A 21,692-nucleotide genomic window follows, 5' to 3' on the forward strand; every position below is an offset into this window, starting at 1 on the left:
GCTCGCGAAGAACCTCAACGATAACGCGCCCCTCCTGGGTTAGCGCGTTGCTCTCAGGTTTTTCGCGAGCAAGCTCGCTCCTACAGGCAGCCTGAAATCGATGCGGCCTTTTTTCCAGGAGGCCTGTCATGAACCTGCATCAGTTTGCCGAAACCCACGACGTCACCAACCAGCCACCGTCCCTGGACGGCACCAACCTGTATCGCATCGACTTGCCTTTGCAGGAATGGTCGCGCCGCTTTGGCGCTGGCTGGGCCGAGTCGCGCATGGATGCCTACGGCGCGCTGGCGGGTGGGCCGTTGATGGCAGCCGGGTTCCTGGCCAACCAGAACAAACCGGTGTTCAGCAGCCATGACCGTTATGGCCATCGCATCGACCTGGTGGAGTTTCACCCGGCTTATCACGAGCTGATGCGCACCGCCGTCGAACATGGCCTGCCGTCGCTGCCGTGGGCCCATCCGCAGGCTGGCGCCCATGTGGCGCGTGCGGCGATGACCTACCTGCACAGCCAGGCCGAAGCCGGCAGCGGCTGCCCGTTGACCATGACCTTCGCCTGCGTTCCGGCCCTGCGCCTGCAACCGGAGCTGGCGGACCTCTGGCTGCCTAAAGTGCTCAGTACCCAATACGACCCGCGCAATGTCGGCATCGCGCACAAGGCCGGCGCCACTATCGGCATGGCCATGACCGAGAAGCAGGGCGGCACCGACGTGCGTGCCAACACCACCCGTGCTTACCCCGTGGGCGCGGGTGGTCCCGGCCAAGCCTACGAACTGGTGGGGCATAAATGGTTCTGCTCGGCACCGATGTGCGATGGTTTTCTGACCCTGGCCCAGACCGACAAGGGCCTGACCTGTTTCCTGCTGCCCCGGCACCGCCCGGATGACACGCGCAACGAGTTCTACATCCAGCGCTTGAAGAACAAACTCGGCAACTGCTCCAACGCCTCCAGCGAAGTGGAATTTCGCGGCGCCCTGGCGTGGATGGTCGGTGAAGAAGGCCGCGGCGTTCCAACCATCATCGAAATGGTCGCCATGACCCGCTTCGATTGCATGGTCGGCTCCAGCGCCTTGATGCGCCAGGCGCTGACCCAGGCCAGCCATCACTGCGCCCACCGCCAGGTGGGTGGCCGGGTGCTCAGCGAGCAGCCGCTGATGCAGAACGTGCTGGCCGACCTGGCCCTGGAAAGCGAAGCGGCCCTGGCCTTGAGCCTGCGCATGGGGCGCGCCCTGGATCATCTTGATGATGCGCATGAAGCCAAATTCGCCCGGCTGGTCACTGCCGTGGGCAAATACTGGATCTGCAAGCGCGCGCCCACGATGATCAACGAAGCCGCGGAATGCATGGGCGGTGCCGGGTATGTGGAGGACAGCATCCTGCCGCGCCTTTACCGCGAGGCACCGGTGAATTCGACGTGGGAAGGTTCCGGCAATGTGCAGTGCCTGGACGTATTGCGTGCACTGTCCAAAGAGCCCGGTGTGCTTGAGGTGCTGTTTGTCGAACTGGGCGATGGCCACGGCCACAAGCAGTTGGCGCGGCATATCGAACAGTTGAAGGCGGCGTTCATGGACACCCAGGATATCCAGTATCGGGCGCGGCAACTGACCGAGGACATCGCCCTGGCGTTGCAGGCCAAGTTGCTGTTGGAGGCGGGTAATGCGGCGGTCAGCGATGGGTTTATTGCCAGCCGGCTGGGTGAATCGTCGGGGCGGGTATACGGCACCTTGCCGCGTGGCGTCGACGTGGAAGCGATTGTCGCCCGCTCAACCCCGCAATCCCTCTGAATAAACACAGTCCAAATGTGGGAGCTGGCTTGCCTGCGATAGCGGTCTATCAGCTACATAATTGCTGGCTGGACCACCGCTATCGCAGGCAAGCCAGCTCCCACCTATCAACGCATTCCACTTCCGGTGTTTCGGTGAAGCCTGGATACAGGCAAGATAAAGGCCTGCAAGTCAGAACACAGGATGCTTACCGTGACCGAAGCTTTTGTTGTCGTTAAAACCGCCGAAGAGGCCGTGGACCGGCTGGCGGCGCTGCATGAGCGTGCGACTGGCGCGCTCAACCAGGCGCTCAAGCAATACCTCAAGGACCGCGTGGAGCCCGACGCCGAGCAACGCGCACTGTTTCGCTACCCGGAACTGCGCCTGACCTACCACTGCCACGGTGAAGTCCCCCAAACCACTCGGGCGTATGCCAAGGTGCAACTGCCGGGTACCTACAGCGTCACCGTGACCCACCCGGCCGCGTTCCGTAAGTACCTGCTGGAGCAACTGGTGCCGCTGATGCACGACTTCACCGTCACGGTGGAAGTGGGCGTCAGCCAGCAGAACATCCCGTACCCCTATGTGGTGGAGCAGGGCGATGAACTGGCCGGCTCCGGCGTCACCGCCGCAACCCTGGCCCGTGTATTCCCCAGTACCGACCTGTCCGCCGCCACCGACGGCATTGCCGATGGCCTGTACGACTGGGAAAACACCGACCCACTGCCCCTGGCCCTGTTCGATGCCGCCCGCGTGGACTTCTCCCTGCGTCGCCTGGTGCATTACACCGGCAGCGACTGGCGCCATGTGCAGCCGTGGATCCTGCTGACCAACTACCACCGCTACGTGGACCAGTTCATCCTGCATGGCCTGGAGCAACTGCGCAGCGACCCGCGATTTATCCGCATGGTGTTGCCCGGCAACGTGGTGATCGACAAGAGCATGGACCACGGCGAAGCCTCGGCCATTGCTGCCGGCGTGGTGTGGCACCGCTACCAGATGCCGGCGTATCACCTGCAGGCCACCGACGGCCATGGCGTGACCCTGGTGAACATCGGCGTGGGTCCGTCCAACGCCAAGAACATCACCGACCACCTGGCCGTATTGCGCCCGCATTGCTGGCTGATGATCGGCCACTGTGGCGGCCTGCGCCAATCCCAGACCATCGGCGACTACGTACTGGCCCACGCCTACATGCGCCGCGACGGGATTCTCGACCGCGTGGTACCACCGAACATCCCGATTCCGGCCCTGGCCGAAGTGCAGTTGGCGCTTCAGCAGGCGGCGGCCAAGGTCACTGGCGAAAAAGGCGAAGAGCTGAAAAAACGCCTGCGCACCGGGACCGTGCTGACCTATGACGACCGGAACTGGGAACTGCGCTGGGCCCAGGAGCGCCCGCTGATCAACCTGTCCCGCGCCGTGGCCGTGGACATGGAAAGCGGCACCATCGCCGCCCAGGGTTACCGTTTGCGCGTGCCTTACGGCACCTTGTTGTGCGTATCGGACAAACCCTTGCACAGCGAAATCAAACTGCCGGGTTCGGCCAATGCGTTCTATGAGCGTGCGGTCAGCCAGCACTTGAAGATCGGCATCGAGGCGGTCGACCTGTTGCGCACCGAACTCAACTCGTTGCACTCGCGCAAACTGCGCAGCTTCGACGAGCCGCCGTTCCGCTAAGCGGTTGGGATGGTCATTTAGCGGTCAGGCCACTAGCATTGTCGGTCCTGACCGTTAGATGTTCCTTTGCCATGTCCCGTCCCACTCGTCCCGATTCACGTCGCCCTGGCGTGAAACCTCCGCACTCTGCCGCTCGCCGCGTTGCCAAGGCGCCTCCGGCCGAGCCGAAGTTGATCCTGTTCAATAAACCGTTCGACGTGCTGACCCAGTTCAGCGACGAAGGTGGGCGTGCGACGCTCAAGGATTTTATTGATATTCCCGGTATTTACCCGGCGGGGCGCCTGGACCGTGACAGCGAGGGCCTGCTGCTGTTGACCAACGATGGTCAGCTACAAGCGCGGATTGCCGACCCCAAGCACAAGCTGGCGAAAACCTACTGGGTGCAGGTAGAAGGCGAGCCCACCGAAGAACAGCTGCAACGCCTGCGCCAAGGCGTGGAGCTCAACGACGGCATGACCTTGCCCGCCGAGGCACGGCAACTGGATGAACCGGCATTATGGCCGCGTAACCCGCCAGTGCGTTTTCGCAAAAGCGTGCCCACCCATTGGCTGGAATTGGTGATTCGCGAAGGGCGTAACCGCCAGGTACGGCGCATGACCGCGGCGGTAGGCTTGCCGACCCTGCGCCTGGTGCGCGTGCGTATTGGTGAGTGGTCGATCGACGGCCTGGATCAAGGCCAGTGGAAGGCAGTGCCGGCGCGCTTATAAGGCGCCGGATTCAATCAGGCCGATCACCACGCTCTTGATGATGAACGCGGCCACGCCCAGGCCCAGCACGAAAAACAGAATGAACGAACCAAAGCGCCCGGCCTTGGATTTCTTCGCCAGGTCCCAGACGATAAAGCCCATGAAAATGATCAGAATGCTGACCAGGCCAGTCATCATCCATTCTTCAAACAGGGCGGGATCGATGTTGTTCATGGGGCTCTTCCGACAAGACAAGCGAGCAGTATACGGCAGCGTCGCAGACGCAACATTGACCTGAGTCCTACACCATCGAACTGTGGGAGCTGGCTTGCCTGCGATAGCGGTCTGTCAGGTACCGTGATGCAAATTGGCCCGCCGCCATCGCAGGCAAGCCAGCTCCCACCGTTGTTTTCAGGTGCGCAGGTGGGTCAGGGGCAGTTCGGTGCTGTTGAGCACCTGGTTCAGCACAAAGCTGGAACGCACGCTGGTCACGCCTTCAATCCGCGTCAGGTGGCCCAGCAGCAGCTTCTGATAATGGTCCATGTCCGGCACCACCACCTTCAACTGATAGTCCGCATCCATGCCGGTCACCAAACTGCACTCCAGCACTTGCGGCAGGGTGCGGATGGCGGCTTCGAAATTCTCGAAGCGCTCCGGCGTGTGACGGTCCATGCCGATCAATACATAAGCGGTGAGGCTCAGGCCGAGCATCTTGCGGTCGAGCAAGGCGACCTGGCGGGCGATGTAGCCGTCGTCTTCCAACTGCTTGACCCGGCGCGAGCAGGGCGAAGGCGACAGGCCGATGCGTTCGGCCAGCTCCTGGTTGGAGATCCTCGCGTCGCGCTGCAATTCCGCCAGAATACTCAGGTCGTATCGGTCAAGCTTGCTCATTGGGTTGGCCTTTGTCGTAACTATTGCGGTGAATTATCCATGAAGGGTTAAAAATTGCGCAAGCACTGTTTATTGACGCAATCTTCGCAATCCTCTGCCCGCCCGGCACGCCTATGATTACCAACAGAATCACCGCCTGGACAACAGTCCACAGCAACGCGCCCAATCAGGCCCGTTGCGGCCGCCGCCCCAGCAGGGTTGAGCCGGCCTCCAGGCTGCACACTGTCCACAAGACGGCGTGAGGTGAGCCAACGTCAAAAGCGTTGAGCCAGGACGAAATTCTCAAGGGGTGGCCGACGGGTCACCCCTTTTTCTTTGTGCGCGTTTTGCCTTCAGAAAATAGTTCTCGTGACTGATAACCTGTCTCAGAACCGGGCGAGGCTTTTCCAGTCTCATGATCAAGCCCCAATCCGCAGTGAGGAAAAGCATGAAGCGCATCTGGCGTATGGCAGGTGTTGGTTTGCTGGTGGTCAGCGTCGGCTCCCAGGCGATGGCCGACGAACGTGATAACTCACCGGGACAGGGGCATGGGCCGCAAGGGCAGCACGAACGGGGCCCCGAAGGTGGGCCGCGGCCTGAGCATAACCTGCCGATTCAGGGCCGGCCCGATACCGTGCGCCAGACCCAGGAGCCGCGCCAGGGTTATTACCGTGATATCCCCCGACGCAACGATGACAACAGGCATTGGGAGGCCGGTGGCCCTGGTTCGCGTCCGGGCAATGACCATCCCAACGATAACCGTTGGCCCGGTCGTCCTGACGGGCATGGCAATGGCTGGGGCCCAGGCCCGCAGCATCGCCCTGGTTATGTCATCGACCGTTTCCCCGACCGCAATTACCGCGTGCCTTACCGTGGCCAGGATTACTTCTTCTCGGGTGGCTACTGGTACCGGCCCCAAGGCCCTCGCTACGTAGTGGTGACGCCGCCCTATGGCATTCGCGTGCATTACCTGCCGGACTACGCGCGTGAAGTGTGGGTAGGCGGCTCGCTGTTGTTCCTCGCCGCAGGCGCCTATTACGCCTACGAGCAAAGCACCCAGCAATACGTGGTGGTACAACCACCGACGCAGGTGCCATCACCCCCGCCGACGCCTCAAGGCAACGGTTATGACGTGGTGGCTTACCCGGCCAACGGCCAATCGCCAGCCCAGGTACAGCAGGACGGCTACGACTGTTATCGCTGGGCGGTGCAGCAAAGTGGCTTCGACCCCCGCACCGTGACTTACGCCCCCGACCCGGCAGTGGTGCAAACCTACCGCCAGGCCCAGGGCAACTGCCTGGGCAGTCGCGGGTATCAGGTGCAGTACTAGGTTTTGTTGCCGGTGACCACTTCCCGTGGGTCGGCGTGCACCAGCACTTCGGCTTTCGGGTATTCCCGGTGAATGGCATCGGCGGCCTGGTCGCTGATGCCGTGGGCCACCGACAGGGTCAATTCCCCTGGCAACTCCAGGTGCAACTGCACAAACCAGTGGTTGCCGGAAACCCGCGTGCGCAAGTCGTGGGCACCCAGTACGCCGGGCACGCCGCGGGCCAGTTCCAGCATGTGCTGGCTGACATCCGGCGGTAGCTCTTCGTCCATCAACACCGCAAAGCTTTCCCTGGCGATCTGGATCGCGCTCCACAGAATGTAGGCGGCGATCCCCAGGCCAAACCAGGCATCAACCTGATGAAAGCCAAAACCTGCCAACACCAGCGCAATCAGGATGCTGCCATTGAGCAGCAAGTCTGAGCGGTAGTGCAGCGAGTCGGCACGCACCGCATTGGAGCCGGTCTCGCGCACCACGCGGTGTTGCAGCATCAGCAGGGCCACGGTCAGCGCCAGGGACAAAATAATTACGCCGATACTCAACCACGGTGCCCCGACCGGCTCCGGATGCTTGAGCCGTTCATACGCCTGGAGCGCAATCAGCACCGCACTGCCGGCGATAAACAAGGCTTGCGCCATACCCGCCAGCGACTCCGCCTTGCCATGCCCATAGCGGTGATCGTCATCGGCCGGGCGCAGGGCGTAATGCACCGCCAGCAAGTTCAACAGCGAGGTTACGCCGTCGAGCAGTGAGTCGGTCAACCCGGCGAGCATGCTCACCGAGCCGCTGAGCCACCAGGCGATGGCCTTGGTCACAATCAACACACAGGCCACGCCCACCGAGGCGCGGGTGGCCAGGCGCAGAAGCCTTGCGTGTTCGGGGCTGCTGGTCATGAGCAGTCCTTACGCGGCAGGCTGCAGGCCCAGGGCCGCCAGTTGCTGCACGCTGCCCTTGAACTGGATCAGGCGCGGGTCGTCCAGCGGCAAGGTGCGGCCGGTTTCTTTCTGGATGATGCTTTGCAGCTTGGCGTTATCGACCGTGCCGTCGGCGCCGATGGCTTCGTGCAGTTTCTCGGGCGCGACCTGGGCGGTCTTGCCCGGTTCGAAGTAAATGGCGCCCGTGGCGAAGTCGACACCGAAGGCGATCAGGCCGGGGATCACATAAAACAACAGGCCGAGGGCATCGAGTACCGCGATGGTCGGGTCGATCTTGCCGTCGATCTGGCCACGGCGGTCAGGGTAGAAAATCGACCCGCAGGCGGTGAGTTGGCTCAGCAGGGTGACGGCGAGGACACCGCCGATGACACGGGAAGCGATACGCATGAAAAAGTCTCCTGAACATATTTATGGGTGACTATAAGCCAGATCGGCCAGGCGCCGATGAACCAATGTGGGAGCTGGCTTGCCTGCGATTGCGACGGTTCAGGAAATACAGCGGCAACTGTCACACCGCTATCGCAGGCAAGCCAGCTCCCACCCTCGACTGCATTCACAGCCCAAAGCGTGGGTGTTTTTGAGACCCGCATCGGCATCCGGCAGTTCGCCGTTATACTCGCCGCTCTGCTTTGGAGCCAGTATGAATTCGTTGCCGATCGATGATGTTTTACCCGCCCTGCGTGACGCCTTGGCGCATCGCCATGAAGCCGTGCTGGAAGCGCCCCCCGGCGCCGGTAAAACCACGCGAGTGCCCTTGGCTTTGTTGAATGAGCCCTGGCTCGCCGGGCAAACCATCCTGATGCTCGAACCCCGGCGCCTGGCTGCCCGTGCTGCTGCCGAACGACTGGCCAGTGAACTGGGTGAAAAGGTCGGTGAGACCGTGGGCTACCGCATCCGCCTGGACAGCAAAGTCGGCCCCAACACGCGCATCGAGGTGGTCACCGAAGGCATCCTCACCCGCCGCCTGCAGGACGACCCGGCACTGGACGGCGTGGGCTTGTTGATCTTCGACGAATTTCACGTTTTGCTGAATGCACAGAAACCATCACTTTCTTGTCAAAAACTCTCAAACAACGCCGTCTCAGTCTGGGGGCTTAATCTCCTCGCTTGATCCCCCGTCGTATACTGCTTCCCTGATTTGGGAGCCTCGATGATTTCACTACCTATTGACCTCGTATTGCCAGACCTACGAGAGGCCCTGGCCAACCGCCACGAAGTAATCCTTGAAGCTCCTCCTGGTGCTGGCAAGACCACTCGAGTGCCCCTAGCACTACTGAACGAGCCTTGGCTCGGTGGTCAGAAGATCCTGATGCTCGAGCCTCGTCGATTGGCTGCTCGGGCCGCCGCTGAACGTTTGGCGAGTGAGCTTGGTGAGAAGGTTGGTGAGACTGTCGGATACCGCATTCGTCTCGAAAGCAAGGTAGGCCCACGAACCCAGATTGAAGTAGTGACCGAAGGCATCCTGGCTCGCCGGCTTCAAGATGACCCCGCGCTTGATGGAGTGGGTGTGGTGATCTTCGACGAATACCACCTGCGAAACCTCGACTCCGACCTTGCACTGGCTCTGTGCGTGAGTGCTCGTGAGCTTCTGCGTGAGGAGCCGCCACTGAAGTTGCTTCTGATGTCCGCAACGCTGGAAGGTGCTCGCCTTTCAAAAGTGCTGAATGATGCGCCTGTGGTCACCAGTGAGGGCCGGATGTATCCGGTCGTACCGGTTTGGGGCAGTCCATATCAGCCGGGCGAGCGTATGGATGCGCGAGTCACTGACACCTGTTTGGCTGCCATCAACGAACAGTCGGGAAGCGTTTTGGTTTTCCTTCCTGGGCAGGCAGAGATTCGGCGGGTGACTGAGGCGCTCAAGGAGCAGTTGAGTAGTCGTCCAGAGGTAATCGTATGTCCTCTATACGGCGACCTCGACTTAAATGCTCAGCGTGCTGCGATAGACCCGGCACCCAAAGGCTCCCGGAAGATCGTACTGGCCACGAACATCGCGGAGACCAGCTTGACCATCGAAGGTGTCAGAGTGGTGGTGGACAGTGGTCTCGAGCGAGTGCCGAAATTCGATCCTCGCAGTGGAATGACCCGGCTCGACACACAGCGTATTTCGAAGGCCAGCGCTACTCAGCGTGCAGGACGGGCAGGGCGATTGGAACCAGGTATCTGCTATCGCCTTTGGTCTGAGTCGCAGCACGAACAAATGGCTGGCTACAGTACCCCTGAAATTTTGCAGGCTGATCTTGCAGCCCTGGCTCTCCAATTGGCCCGGTGGGGAATGAAGCCGGAGGAGATGACCTGGCTCGACCAACCTCCATCAGCTCCCTTCGGCCAAGGTAGAGACCTGCTGAAGCGCCTGGGCGCACTCGACGATGCTGGACAGCTCACACCACACGGATCAGCCATGAGCAAGCTCCCAGCGCATCCACGGATCGCTCACATGCTCATTAAAGGCAACGCGATGGGGCTGGATGACCTTGCTTGCAACATCGCGGCGCTGCTCGGTGAGAAAGACATCTTGCGTGGTGCGGGTGCTGATCTTCACACCAGGCTGAGTGCATTATCCGGCGAACAACATTCACGTCGAGGCGATGGCTCATTTCAGCGCGTGAAGCAGTCTGCTCGGCAGTATCGATCCCTGCTACGTGGGAGTGCCGTCCATCCAGTCAGCGAACCCGATCACCCAAGATGGGTAGGGTGTCTACTGGCATTCGCCTACCCTGACCGAATCGGTCTCCAGAGGCGTGCAAGTGCTTCTGAGTACCGTCTCTCTAATGGGCGGGCTGCTGTATTTTCAGAGCCCGATGCTCTCACTAAACATGAGTGGCTAGTAGTGGCCGATCTGGGTAGTCGGCAAGGGCAGCGCGAGGAGCGGATCTACCTAGCGAGCGATCTCGATCCAGCCTTGTTCGATGACGAGCTGGCTGACCTTGTAAGGTCAGTCGATGAGGTTGACTGGGACGAGAGGGAGGGGGTACTCAAGGCTGAGCGGCAACTCAAGGTGGGGCAGTTGGTGCTGTCCGCAACCCCTTTGCCAAGTCTTGATGAGCAAGCTCGTTCGCTAGCCTTGGTCAATCTGGTGAGGCGCAAGGGCATCGAGCTTCTGCCTTGGAACCCTGAGTTGCGCCAATGGCAGGCGCGGGTCAATCTGCTGCGTCAGTTGGATATCCAAAATGGCCAAGCAGAAAGCAAGTGGCCTGATCTCAGCGATACCAACCTTCTGGACACGCTGGAAGAGTGGCTCACACCGTACCTAGGCAAAGTCACGAGGCTCAGCCACTTCAGCCATCTGGATCTGTCATCGATTGTCAGAAATCTTCTGCCTTGGCCGCTTCCACAGGAACTAGAGGTTCAAGCACCCCAGACGATTCAGGTGCCATCTGGGTCGAATATCCGAATCGACTATTCGCAGCATCCTCCGATATTGGCTGTGAGGCTGCAGGAGCTTTTTGGTCTGTCAGAAACACCTCGGATTGCCCAAGGTAAACAGCCCCTGACGTTGCATCTTTTGTCGCCGGCGCGGAGGCCTGTACAGGTTACCCAAGATCTAGCCAATTTCTGGCGTAGAACCTACGTGGAAGTGAAGAAGGATCTTAAAGGCAGATACCCGAAACACTACTGGCCCGAAGATCCATTAGTGGCTGAGGCGACTGCCAAAGCCAAGCCTAGGAAGCCCTGACTTTCGGGCCAAATCAGCCTCACGTTCTGCCCGCTTTTTCTCCTCACGTCGCAGGCGAAATAGCCTAAGGCCATTAGGCGTGGACGCCACATGTCTTTTCCCATAGCCTTGGGCATCAAAAACCATGGAAGTAGGTGATGGACTCAAGCAATGCGGGGGGCGTAGCAGCCAAGCTTGGATTCTTGTATCAGGACTGTGCGGCGGCGCTTTTCGTAACCCAGATGCTACTCAACAAGAAGATCCAGGCTGTCAGATGCGAAGTTACAGACGACATCGATATCCTATACGATACGCATACTGAGTTCGTTCAAGTTAAGACTTCTGACAAGCCTCGCTGGTCTATTAGCACGGTTACAAGTCGTACTCGTGGAGCTGATAAAAAGCTTATTGCCAACAGTTCAATTGTGCACAAGTCAATGCAATGTGCATTCACGCCTATTGAGAAATGCAAGTTTCGGATCTTATCTCCTAGAGACTGTAAAGCGCCACTCGACTACTTAGAAATTGAGCTCTCAAAGCGAGACGGTAAGCCTGGCCGACAAAGCCTGATCGATGAGCTCGACGTAAAATTGCGAAAATATGTTGCGCCAGCAGGCAATTCTATATCCGACTGGGTTGACTCTTGTTCGTGGGAGGTTATACCTAGCTTAAGGCAAGTAGAGCTTACAGGTCTTAGTAATATCAGAAATGCTGCCCTTAACCTGTATGGCGTAATTCTAAGTTCGGATTCAATGGTTGAAAGTATCTGGGTTAATATTTTAGTAGCTATGACTAAAAGAAGTGCACTCGATAGGCGTGTGTACGTTGAAGATGACAAAACCTACCATAGAGATAATTTTCTTGCTTGGTTCAAGGCAGAGGTCTTATTTTATGATCGCGGAAATTCTCATTGCAAAGTTTATGTTCATCGCAAACTGCCAGATATATTAATTCAACTTCAGGCGCCTTTTTTAAGTCCGATTCCAACCAGGAATGGGCTTGCCCTACATCAGCGTTATCAGATGGGGCAGTACCGCTATGAGCACATCGCCAAGAATATTTGTTGTTGGTTTGACGAGCTCCTGTTGAGACCAGGTGAAATTGCCGACTTCATCAGTTCGACTGCTACGGAAAAATACAAATTATTAAGGTCACGTCTCGCTGATAATGCCAGAGACCTTGAGCGGTTTCTTGGAAATGCATTGCTGCATTCGGTCATGAGGCTAAGACATAACAGTCAGCCTATTCCGGCTACCCTATACCTTGATTCTAAAGATGAAATGCGGATTTTTGAGAATGTTCACATCGTACAGCGTGCTAAGGGAGGTGATGAGTTATGGCTTGGGATCAGCAAGTTAACAAAAGCCAAGACGTTATCACAGGTTTTAAATGATCTTAGAGATACGCTGTATAATGATATTGTAAGTGGTCTGGACGGAGTTAGAGAAAAGGTTCTGGATGTCAAGGAGGATTCATATCTACTTAATCACGATATCGATGATATTCTAGATACCAGCAATTCGTTTGAAGATCATTTGGAACGCCTTCGATTTGTAATTTTTTTCGGCTATGAGTCAAGTTTTCTCACTATTCCTGAGACTAAAGGTCATGAGGCTAACCTGTATCAGGAAGCTTATGATCTCTTCGTTGATTTTATTTCCGATATCACCAAGAGCCCGGAATATTCACAATTTAATTTTGAGCTCTATCTCTATCCTGCCCCAAGCTTTGACGACTTATGTGGGTTGGTGGAAAAGAAAATGAGGGATGACATGTGAATAGGATTTACGACACTGCTCGGCTTCTGCTCGAAACAGAAGGAACATCAGCATTTAGCTATCTTCATGCTGCTGACAAGCTGTTGTCGAATCCCGTTTCATTGCATATGGGTAGGGATTTAGTTATCCGAGCCTTGGACGCTAGGCTGAAGTTTACGAGCTATACGCCTTTGCTTCGCAACCTGGTACGCAAGTCTGGGCTGTATCCGTATTTGAAGAAAGAGTTCCAAGAGGTAACGGTCAGCGAAAAAGCGGCTTTAGGGATCTATCAGACTCCTTTTTCGGATGAAATTGTTTTCCATTCAATGCAGTTTCAGATTTTTGAACTGCTTCGATCTGGACGCAACGTTGTTCTAAGTGCACCGACCAGCATGGGGAAGAGCGCAATCGTAGATTCGATAATTGGCTTGGGAATAGTGAGTAGAGTGGTTCTAGTTGTTCCTACTATCGCGCTAGCCGACGAAACGCGCAGGCGCCTTCAGGAGCGGTTCGGCGAATTCTATCAAATCATCCATCACAGTTCTCAGGAAGCGAATGGTGATAAGGTGATTTACGTTCTCACGCAGGAAAGGGTTAATGAACGACAGGATATTGTTGGAATTGATTTCTTCGTAATTGATGAGTTCTACAAGCTTGCATTTCAGCAGCGGGCCAGTGGGAAGATAGACTATGAAAATGAGCGAGTTATCGAGCTTAATATCGCTTTGAGTAAGCTGTTGAAGGCATCTAAGCAGTTTTATATGACCGGGCCTTTTATTAACAGTGTGACAGGCTTAGCGAGTCTCGGCCTCGAGTATACCTTCATCTCCTCCGATTTTAATACCGTGGCTTTGGATGTTGAGTCCTTCGACCTGTCTCCTAATGATGAGGAGGGTAAAGAGGAAGCGGTTCTCTCTATTGCAGACCTGTGTCGTGGTGAGGCGACAATAATTTACTGTAAATCCTCTGCTGTTGCTGGAGGAGTTGCAAGGTCTTTAGCCAAGCATGGGTTTGGTGCTGAGTTTCATAGCCCTCATCTCGACTGGGTCGCCCAAGAGTACGATTCTGATTGGGATTATTGTGTCGCTCTACGAAGCGGAATCGGTCTTCACTTTGGGGGGTTGCCGCGTGCTTTGCAGCAGTACACTATTGATCTTTTTAATCGGGGAAAAATTAACTACCTTATTTGTACTTCGACGATAATCGAGGGGGTGAATACTATTGCAAAAAATGTTGTGATACATGACAACAGGGATGGCAATTTTAGCATTGATAAATTCACACATGGCAACATAAAGGGGCGCGCTGGTCGCATGGGTGTCCATTTCGTAGGAAAAGTTTATTGCCTAGAGTCGATTCCCCAGGACTCATTCAACCAAGAGGTGGATATCCCTCTCGGAATTCAAGATGATACGACGCCAATGAATCTTCTGGTTGGCGTTCAGCCTGAGCACCTTAGTGATTACTCTCAGTCCAGATTCGAACGAGATGAAAATATCGATGAATTTGGTGTGGACTTGTTGAAGCGCCATAGCTCATTCACTCTGGAGGCATTCAGAGAGTTGTACTCTTATGTCGAGATGTTATTTGAGGAATCCTTTCAGTCCACCATCTTTCATTGGATGCCTTCAGGTGAGTTTCTCAATGTTTTGGCTGAGGCACTAACGAGGTTCCAATCCGGCGCGCTTCGCCGAGTGCGGATCCCAACCAAGAATAGTTCGGTTATCCATGCAAAACTCACAAGTTATCTGTATACCCCTCAGTACGCAGAATACTTTAAGTCACAGATTGTTCAGTCGAAGGCGCGCTTAGAGAAGGGCGAGGTCGATAATCTCTCCACATGTATTAATGATGACCTCAAGGTGGTGGTCAATATTCTGGGGCACACAGTTCCAAAACTACTCGGTATTCTTGAGGATGTCGTTAAGTTGCATGCTAAAAGGCGTAATATTAATGCGAAGATTGATTATTCAAAACTTCGTGGGGTTTTTGAACATTACCACCTCCCATCTGGCCTGGCTGGCTTGGAGGAAATGGGCGTGCCGGTACAGACGCTCCAGAGGCTCAACACTCTCATGGATGTCCCTCATGACCTAGATGTGGATGAGATGGCTGAATACCTAAGAAACAACGAAGACCGTTGGCGGGTCTTGGGCACTGTGGATCGTTCCTTTTTGATGAGGACGCTTTATCCAAGCTCGAGATGATAAACGTTCCGGGGATGTATAATTGAGATCGGCTCATCCTTGCTAGGAATGTCTTTGAAGCTCCTAAATAGTATTCGGAACCTAATCAGCCCCGACCGCCGCCCCGAGCGAGAGAAAACTCGAGAACGTGAGTTCATCCTGGCAGCGAACAGCCTGAAGACCCTTTCGGTCACCGACCGGGGCGGCATGTCTATCGACCCCGAAGAGCTCCGCGACCAGATAGTCGCCTCGCGTGAGCATTTGAAGCATCTTGTCCACAGGTCAGAAGCGCCTAACCGATCATTCAGAGCAGCGGAAGATGCCCAGGTGGAACCGTTAGTGAGTTCCACCGTAGAGGCTCCGGTGAGCACCATGGACTGTATCGAGGTAGTGGCTTGGCGTCGGTTGCTGAGTGGCGCTGTAGTGCGGTACGTGTGCCTCCAATCTACAAGTACGGGGCGATTCGCTGTCGCGACTGCAAACCTGTTCTCAGAGGGCTCGCATAGTCTTCCATCTTGGATCGAAGCCAACACAGCCAGGCACGTCGCCCATGCTATACAGAACGATCATCGCCGCTGGTTGGCTACCGTGAGTGAGGCGATGGATGCATGGGATGCGGAGCTCTGATTGTCCTCGCTTGACCATTGATTTCACGGTCATCGATGCGGGGGGGGGCGCGCATCAAGTGCTGTTCGGTTGTCACTCATAGTGCAGCTCTCCAAACAAACCGATCATGAGGTCTCCTTCCAAGATTTCGAACGGAAGGGTGACATATTGATCTCGATGACGAGGTAGAGCTTTTCCGTCATGTGGCGCGTTCTTAGTGTGCCCTTGCACCCGCTCGCCATTTTCCTTGATATATGGAAGCACTACGATCCGACCATGATTTTTGGACAAAATAGTGCCTTCATGCCATAGCGTCGAACCTTCTTCGTTATTGGACTCGCCCCCGGTGTTCTTGATGACCCACCTCGGCTGCCCATCATCCTCGAACCAGAACACGAAGCCTCCACAGACCAACACCCTCTGGCCGCGCATCCTGGCTTCGGCAAGCATTTGTTTGACGCTGGCCAGTTGAAGCAGTTGGTTAGCTCTTGGGAGCAGCAGAGCACGAATCTGTGCCTTGGTTCTTCCCCAGTGATCAGCTGCCGAAAGACCAAAACCCTTGGCAGTAAATTCTCTAAGGCATATCTGTGAGCGCTTCGGGGTTAGAGCGCCGATCTCTTCCCATTCCATGTCTCCGGTACGACGAAGACAAGCGTTAAACCTCGGGATTGCAACCACTTGCAAATATGGGGCACGTATAAGCTGTTCGTGTAGCGGCTCCCGCACACTGTCCATCTTACTGGGCAGATTTAGATCTCGGATGGCTGGGCGGGGCAGATGAGCATTACGTTTGATCGCCTCGCGCTCCATTAGCTCCTCTTCGTCCTGAATGCGGCGAGCCGCAGTCAAAGCCTTGTCGACCTTCAGGGTGACTGAGGCTTGGAGCACGGGATCAAGCACCGCTGTGCCTATGCGCTCAGCGGTGGTCTGGTTGAACGCATCTGCCGCAATCATGGCTTCTGCAAAGGTGCTAAATGAGGAACCACGTGCATGCCCCTGGCCGTTATCGTAGAAATAGCGTTTCCAGGCAAGCAGGGAGTCGGGGAAGAGCTTCAGGGCTCGCAGTTGCCATGACCAGCCGATTCCAAATTGACGGAATGGGAGTACGGCTAGAGTAGGCATCGAGTGGTACGGCATCTGATCGAGGCGCATGGTTCTTCCTTGCAGATAGGCAATGGTCGCGCCGATAGATGCGCACCGGTGGGATACCCTGTTTTCAACGATTGCGTATATACCCAATGGATAGCACATCGCCAGGATGATTCAACCTACTAGGGAGTCTGATACGAAACTCTGACGCCCCGTGACGAGGTTAAGTACCAGTGGGCACCACTCAACGCTTGTGCCACATGCCCCAAAGTCTAATCAGCTGAGGCCGTAGCTTGCGCAGGCGCTTTGCCTGCTAGCAAGACATGTCCGTCGTGAGCTTTTTTTACATCCACCGCTGGTGCCATTGTGGTCTCGGTAGCTACTCTTGCATTTCACCACCACGTGCTGGGCTGGAACATGGACGCGCGCTACCACTATCCCCCTGATGTTTTTAACCTGCTGGTCGACACCATCCCGCTACTTTGCAAAAGTAAGGCTGATGTGCTGCTATTTTTACGGGGAGCAGGAGTGCCTCATGATGATCTCGCGCTGATGGACGTCACGGTTAAAACAAACCGTGATTCAGTCAGTACATTTGCCATAGTTCGCGACGTTCTTGAAAAGCTGAATAAGCGAGGGGATGGCGGCTTGGCGGCTAGGCGCGAAATCATCAAACGGGTGGTGGAGTTCGAGGAGTTTTCAGGATGCTGGCCCAACAATGTTCACAAGGCCAAAGCTAACGTGGGAGACCTGGCGCGCATCGTCAATGTCAAAGACTCGTTTACCCGAATGAACCAGCAACGAGAGGCCGCTCAAGCCGAGGTCGCCGCCAAGGCACGAGCCGAGCGTCAAGCGACTGCAGAGAAGGATCGTAAAGTTGAAGACGTTCGTGATCGGCTGAGTGCTCTCTTTGGTATGGATGGAGAACCTCAAAAGCGCGGCAAGCTCTTGGAAGGAGTATTGAACGACCTGTTCCGGGCACACGGAATCCTTTTACGAGAAGACTTCAAACGACTAGATCAATCTGGAGGCGCCGTCGTTGAGCAAATAGATGGAATCATCGAGTTTGAAGGACACATTTACCTTGTAGAGATGAAATGGCTCAAGGATCCAGTAGGAGTGAATGATCTCGCGGCGCACATGGTTAGACTGTTTGCGAGAGCTGACGCTCGAGGGATTTTTATCTCGAACTCAGATTTTGCCTCTACCACTATCGCCGAGTGCGTCACTCACTCAACCCAGAAAACGATGGTGCTTTGCACGCTAAGGGAAATCGTGGTGCTGCTCATGAACAAAAGCGACTTAGTCAGTCTCCTGCGAAGCAAGGTGCGTGCTGCAGTGATTGATAAAAAGCCCTACCTCGAAAGCCTATAAGAAGGCGATGTGATTAGATCAGCTAATTCTGGTGGTGACGTATAAGATGGTTTTCCAAGGACATTGATCGACGATTCCTGTTGCGGCTGGACGTTGGGAACGACGTGCAGAATCGATCCTGGTTTCATCCCAAGGCATTTGCACATGAGTAGCCTGTCCTCATTCGCGATCAGGCCACACCGCAGCCGCCACTGGTCTCAGAACAAGATACAAACCACAAATAGTCATGGGCCATCACTGTGGATAGGATGAGTTTTCGGACGAATGAGGGAATATGAAATATGAGCACTGAATTGATGACCACCGCAGTGTGCTGGGAGGTGGGCGCCAACGTGTCGGCAGAGTACGCAAAAGACAACTCCACTTTCTATTATTTTTGTCCTGAGCAGAACTGCTTGGAAAAGGTCGTCCCAGCGCAAAGGAACAACAAATTTTTTAGGGCGCCGAACAAGCATGTCACGGGATGTAAGAATGAAAAGGAATCCATTGAGAACTCCAATGTACAGGGAGAGCAAAAAAAAGTTGCAATGGCGGTAGCACCCATGATCATCCCAAGCCACTTAGGCGCAGTTCCTAATACGAAAAAAAAGGCCATGCCTACGCGAGCACAAATGCTTTCGCTTGCCCAACAAGTTCAGAGCTCTCCAGCAATCCACCCTGGCACGCTACAGGAAGTTGTCGATGCTTGGAGAGTTTTGAGCATGAACGAACGAGTCGAGCATCAGCTCTATATAGAAAATGAGCCATTCAATTACTTTGATGCATTCGTTCCGTTGAGTCACGCTGGGGAGGATATCAACTCAGTAAACTGGAGCAATACCATTTTTTTTGGAACTGCATCGGTTGAACTGTTTAACGGATCGTTCTATATCAAAACATTCAGCAAATTCTCCTGTAGTGCAAACAGGGCACAAATCCGGGTTAGAGTAAGGTCGAGCGAACCCTATTTTAACTTCCTGGTAGATGGCCAAAAAATGACGCTATTTCTGCGCACTTCTATGCCGACCCTAGACGCCAGAAATAAATTTTTTGAAATTCAACCCTCGACGTTATATAGCGGCTTTGCTATTGGCTAGTAACACCGCGATGAGGGACTCATTCGCGCCAAGGGCCCCAATTCGGCGGGTTTTCGACTATATCAATAGACGTGCTGAGCTCGTACTGCATTTGCTCAAAGACCCTGTTGAGATTCGGGTGAGCATTTGACTCTCTCTGAGTCCTTACCAGCTGCAGCAGCTCGCGGCCCTGCGCTAAGGGCATTTGAATGTCGCAATAGACTGTGTCGTCATCGTCCGTCATTCCCATCGGAAAATCCTCGCGGTATGGTCTTGGTCTTCTGTTCCTTCTACCTGGCGTTGGGCCGTGCCCCTTCGGGGACGAGCTGTCGTAAACCGAGCCTGCGTCTCGGCCCTTCGGGCTTCCATCCCGCACGCCTGCGCGCTCCGCTTGCGTGATGCCGAGATCAGCTCCTCTCTGACAATGCCTGCAGCTCCCACATACTAATCTCTAACGAATTAAACATGAGGCCGCGATGGCCTAGTTTTTTGAGATAAACGCCCTGACTAGGGCAGGCCGTCGAGCGAACGTTTATCGGAGCTGTGAACAGTTTGGAAACGCTTCAGACTAGCCTCGCGGGAGTGTGAAGATTGATCCAAATTAAATCCGGGAAAGGATGATCGCTTTCGGTCTACAAGCTTACAGCCTGGCGCAGGTAAGTTGCTGGTGCTCATTTGAGGCCGAAACGGCACACGCTGACTCAAGCCGCTATCCGCGAGGGTCAATTGGCTGGGTGGCTCTACGCGTCAACGCTTTACTTCTGACCTGTAAATATTCACTTTCCCTTAGCGTCCTTTCTTTTTTCCTTCGCCGCTTAATATCGTTAAAAAGATCATCCCGATGCTTATTGAATTGCATCCTCTCCTGGAGCATCACTGAAGTCGATGAGGATGGCCACGTCAATAGCTCACCCTCATTGAAAAGGTGCCCGTTGTCTATCATGTCTAGGGGCCACAGATTTTCGACGTAATGATCAATCGAACGACACGTGTACGCAAATTGGTAGGTCTTATATCCGAGGCAATTGGCGACAAGGTTATAAGCAAAGCTCAGTTTCATCGGGTTGCCAGAAGTCCTAACTAACTTTAGGAGTTTTTTTGCTCGGTATTTGATTTGTGCAATACTCATTCCTTTAGCCGTACCAAGAAAAACCAAAACATCAGCCAGTCTGTCCTCTCTTAGGACGTAATCATCCACCGGCGCCCAGCTTGAAATGTTATTTGCATTAAGAAACGCTTGGAGATGATCTCCCAAGTTTACAATGGCAACTCTTGCAGTGAGGGGGATGTCGACTTCCTGCGCCGGGTACACGGTGTAATTCATGCTGGCTAATGCTCGTTGGTCATTTCCTTTCAGTCATCATAATCAAAAAAAGCCAAGTTGCAAGTGTCGGAAAATCCCAGCTGTCAATACATGTTTAATCTTTTGTTTATATATTGACAGTGCTCTTTAGAATGCTGGGGTGCTCATGTGTTGCAATCATTGGTTGGTGTTCAGTAGCACTCAAAGTGCCGGCACTAAAGATGCAGAGAGGCGACATCCAAAGTTTAATGTGCTCATTGTTCAAGCGTCGAAGAAAGCACGGCTGGCCTCCATCAAAGCAGTAGCGTCATGCAGAGCTCGATGGCGCCTGGTTGTTGGCAGTAGGCGATAAATGTCACTAGCCGCCTCCCGGCCAACTAAGACCTCCAATGGCTTCAGCTCGAAGGTGGGCATCAGATCTGCTGCCTCGTAGAGGACATCGAGCCAAAACCCGTCTTGCGGTGAATCGCTGCAAAGCACCTGCCCTGAAAACAGCTGATTCATATTTCTCGCCACAGCGACCGGGGTATCACCTTCCTGATGTAACTGATCTTGTGTGAGACCGTGCATGTCTTGCGCGTCAAACGACCAGTGCGTCCAGTACCGGACGGGCTTGATAAGCGAGCTGAAAGTGGTATCACTCGACACGACGGCAACTTCAATCGGATAGCTGTCAGGAGCTATTCCAGAAGCTTCAAAATCAATAAAAAAAGAAGGCCGTTTCACCTTGCTGCTCCTGTTTGAGGCTGCGCTTTTCAGCGGCTACACCGACTGCTTATGTGTTTGCGCCGCAATTGCTCGAACCAGCAGTTCTAGCTGTTAGCAGCCTTTGCAAGTCGATGGTCTTGCAGATGCTGCATCTCACGCTCCCATTCAACCAGAAATTTATCCCAATCCGAGGCGTATGGCCCATTAAGCAACCTGGTCGAGCCGATACTTGCCTGGTTGAAACGCTCCCTCCAGGGTTGCGGAATAGTCTGCTCCAGGATGATGTCGATTCCGGAGTAGTGATGCTGCACCGTGACACAATCCCGAAGTTGGTTGAGATCAAGTGCCTTGTCAGCATTGGGGGGATATTTCCGTTCTTGAAGGTCAAGGTCATCAAGGATGGATAAGGCATCGAACGCCTTCGAATCGCCTGGAGATATGTTCGCAAGCATCCACAAAGCCTTTCGTCTCTTGGCCTCCAGTTCGCGGAGTTCATCGTCGGGCATTTGAGTTACCTCTTGTTGGCGTTGATGGCGTGCCGCCTGCGGCGTCAGGCTGCTGTGAATCGAGCCCCGCCAAGGCGTGTCTCGCCCCTGCGGGCTCGCATCCCTCACGCCTGCGCGTCCGCTTGCTTGGTGTCTGAGCCTATGTGAAGCATAGATCGCAACGCATCCTACCCTCATGATTCGGAGCTCGGCATCGCTATT

The 21,692-nt window shown here is 55.0% G+C and carries 19 protein-coding genes; 10 read left to right on the forward strand and 9 right to left on the reverse strand.

Features of this window, described 5'->3' with window-relative positions:
* Window positions 1-128 precede the first annotated feature (128 nt).
* The 3 genes from QK296_RS07560 to QK296_RS07570 all read left to right on the forward strand — a co-directional run bounded on the left by QK296_RS07560 (window position 129) and on the right by QK296_RS07570 (window position 4,144).
* Window positions 129-1,781 carry an acyl-CoA dehydrogenase family protein gene (locus QK296_RS07560; protein WP_169856607.1) on the forward strand — a complete coding sequence of 551 codons (1,653 nt, stop codon included), beginning with the start codon at window positions 129-131 and terminating at the stop codon, window positions 1,779-1,781.
* Between the two features lie 183 nt (window positions 1,782-1,964).
* Window positions 1,965-3,437, forward strand: coding sequence for an AMP nucleosidase (gene amn, locus QK296_RS07565; protein WP_161981173.1), 1,473 nt, complete (start codon window positions 1,965-1,967; stop codon window positions 3,435-3,437).
* Between the two features lie 71 nt (window positions 3,438-3,508).
* Window positions 3,509-4,144, forward strand: a complete 636-nt coding sequence (locus QK296_RS07570; protein WP_003194421.1) for a pseudouridine synthase — start codon at window positions 3,509-3,511, stop codon at window positions 4,142-4,144.
* Here the strand turns inward: QK296_RS07570 and QK296_RS07575 are convergent.
* Window positions 4,139-4,348, reverse strand: a complete 210-nt coding sequence (locus QK296_RS07575; protein WP_016773053.1) for a DUF2788 domain-containing protein — start codon at window positions 4,346-4,348, stop codon at window positions 4,139-4,141. The two genes, QK296_RS07570 and QK296_RS07575, sit on opposite strands and share 6 nt — an antisense overlap.
* A gap of 186 nt (window positions 4,349-4,534) precedes the next feature.
* On the reverse strand, window positions 4,535-5,014 hold the full coding sequence (locus QK296_RS07580) for an Lrp/AsnC family transcriptional regulator (protein ID WP_003194418.1): 480 nt from the start codon (window positions 5,012-5,014) through the stop codon (window positions 4,535-4,537).
* A gap of 427 nt (window positions 5,015-5,441) precedes the next feature.
* Here QK296_RS07580 and QK296_RS07585 point away from each other — a divergent pair, with 427 nt between their 5' ends.
* Window positions 5,442-6,323, forward strand: a complete 882-nt coding sequence (locus tag QK296_RS07585) for a DUF6515 family protein (protein WP_003194414.1) — start codon at window positions 5,442-5,444, stop codon at window positions 6,321-6,323.
* Here the strand turns inward: QK296_RS07585 and QK296_RS07590 are convergent.
* Together QK296_RS07590 and QK296_RS07595 are read right to left on the reverse strand one after the other, a co-directional pair.
* Window positions 6,320-7,213, reverse strand: a complete 894-nt coding sequence (locus QK296_RS07590) for a cation diffusion facilitator family transporter (protein WP_034133765.1) — start codon at window positions 7,211-7,213, stop codon at window positions 6,320-6,322. The two genes, QK296_RS07585 and QK296_RS07590, sit on opposite strands and share 4 nt — an antisense overlap.
* A gap of 9 nt (window positions 7,214-7,222) precedes the next feature.
* A complete protein-coding gene (locus tag QK296_RS07595; protein WP_003194410.1) occupies window positions 7,223-7,642 on the reverse strand; it encodes a hypothetical protein in 420 nt (139 codons plus the stop codon).
* A 253-nt stretch (window positions 7,643-7,895) separates the two neighbouring features.
* Here QK296_RS07595 and QK296_RS07600 point away from each other — a divergent pair, with 253 nt between their 5' ends.
* The 4 genes from QK296_RS07600 to QK296_RS07615 all read left to right on the forward strand — a co-directional run bounded on the left by QK296_RS07600 (window position 7,896) and on the right by QK296_RS07615 (window position 14,871).
* The gene (locus QK296_RS07600; RefSeq protein WP_282390737.1) at window positions 7,896-8,366 is read left to right on the forward strand and encodes a DEAD/DEAH box helicase; all 471 of its coding nucleotides are present in this window, start codon (window positions 7,896-7,898) and stop codon (window positions 8,364-8,366) included.
* A 39-nt stretch (window positions 8,367-8,405) separates the two neighbouring features.
* The gene (gene hrpB, locus QK296_RS07605; RefSeq protein ID WP_282390738.1) at window positions 8,406-10,928 is read left to right on the forward strand and encodes an ATP-dependent helicase HrpB; all 2,523 of its coding nucleotides are present in this window, start codon (window positions 8,406-8,408) and stop codon (window positions 10,926-10,928) included.
* 137 nt (window positions 10,929-11,065) lie between these two features.
* Window positions 11,066-12,685 carry a dsDNA nuclease domain-containing protein gene (locus QK296_RS07610; RefSeq protein WP_282390739.1) on the forward strand — a complete coding sequence of 540 codons (1,620 nt, stop codon included), beginning with the start codon at window positions 11,066-11,068 and terminating at the stop codon, window positions 12,683-12,685.
* Window positions 12,682-14,871, forward strand: coding sequence for a DEAD/DEAH box helicase (locus tag QK296_RS07615; RefSeq protein ID WP_282390740.1), 2,190 nt, complete (start codon window positions 12,682-12,684; stop codon window positions 14,869-14,871). Before QK296_RS07610 ends, QK296_RS07615 begins: the two co-directional genes overlap by 4 nt.
* A 678-nt stretch (window positions 14,872-15,549) precedes the next feature.
* Here QK296_RS07615 and QK296_RS07625 read toward each other — a convergent pair.
* Window positions 15,550-16,608, reverse strand: coding sequence for a hypothetical protein (locus QK296_RS07625; RefSeq protein WP_282390742.1), 1,059 nt, complete (start codon window positions 16,606-16,608; stop codon window positions 15,550-15,552).
* Between the two features lie 354 nt (window positions 16,609-16,962).
* Here QK296_RS07625 and QK296_RS07630 point away from each other — a divergent pair, with 354 nt between their 5' ends.
* Together QK296_RS07630 and QK296_RS07635 are read left to right on the forward strand one after the other, a co-directional pair.
* The gene (locus tag QK296_RS07630; RefSeq protein ID WP_282390743.1) at window positions 16,963-17,919 is read left to right on the forward strand and encodes a restriction endonuclease; all 957 of its coding nucleotides are present in this window, start codon (window positions 16,963-16,965) and stop codon (window positions 17,917-17,919) included.
* Between the two features lie 281 nt (window positions 17,920-18,200).
* Window positions 18,201-18,995: a hypothetical protein gene (locus QK296_RS07635; protein WP_282390744.1), complete on the forward strand. Its 795-nt coding sequence runs from the start codon at window positions 18,201-18,203 to the stop codon at window positions 18,993-18,995.
* 19 nt (window positions 18,996-19,014) lie between these two features.
* Here QK296_RS07635 and QK296_RS07640 read toward each other — a convergent pair whose 3' ends face one another.
* The 4 genes from QK296_RS07640 to QK296_RS07655 all read right to left on the reverse strand — a co-directional run bounded on the left by QK296_RS07640 (window position 19,015) and on the right by QK296_RS07655 (window position 21,491).
* Entirely contained in the window at window positions 19,015-19,224 is a 210-nt protein-coding gene (locus QK296_RS07640; RefSeq protein ID WP_282390745.1) for a hypothetical protein, read from the reverse strand.
* Between the two features lie 459 nt (window positions 19,225-19,683).
* A complete protein-coding gene (locus QK296_RS07645) occupies window positions 19,684-20,298 on the reverse strand; it encodes a hypothetical protein (protein WP_282390746.1) in 615 nt (204 codons plus the stop codon).
* A 240-nt stretch (window positions 20,299-20,538) separates the two neighbouring features.
* On the reverse strand, window positions 20,539-21,003 hold the full coding sequence (locus tag QK296_RS07650) for a hypothetical protein (protein WP_282390747.1): 465 nt from the start codon (window positions 21,001-21,003) through the stop codon (window positions 20,539-20,541).
* An 86-nt stretch (window positions 21,004-21,089) separates the two neighbouring features.
* Complete coding sequence (locus QK296_RS07655) at window positions 21,090-21,491, reverse strand: hypothetical protein (RefSeq protein WP_282390748.1); 402 nt, start codon at window positions 21,489-21,491, stop codon at window positions 21,090-21,092.
* Window positions 21,492-21,692 lie beyond the last annotated feature (201 nt).

The organism is Pseudomonas sp. AL10, from assembly GCF_029960685.1.
Lineage (GTDB): Bacteria > Pseudomonadota > Gammaproteobacteria > Pseudomonadales > Pseudomonadaceae > Aquipseudomonas > Aquipseudomonas lactis.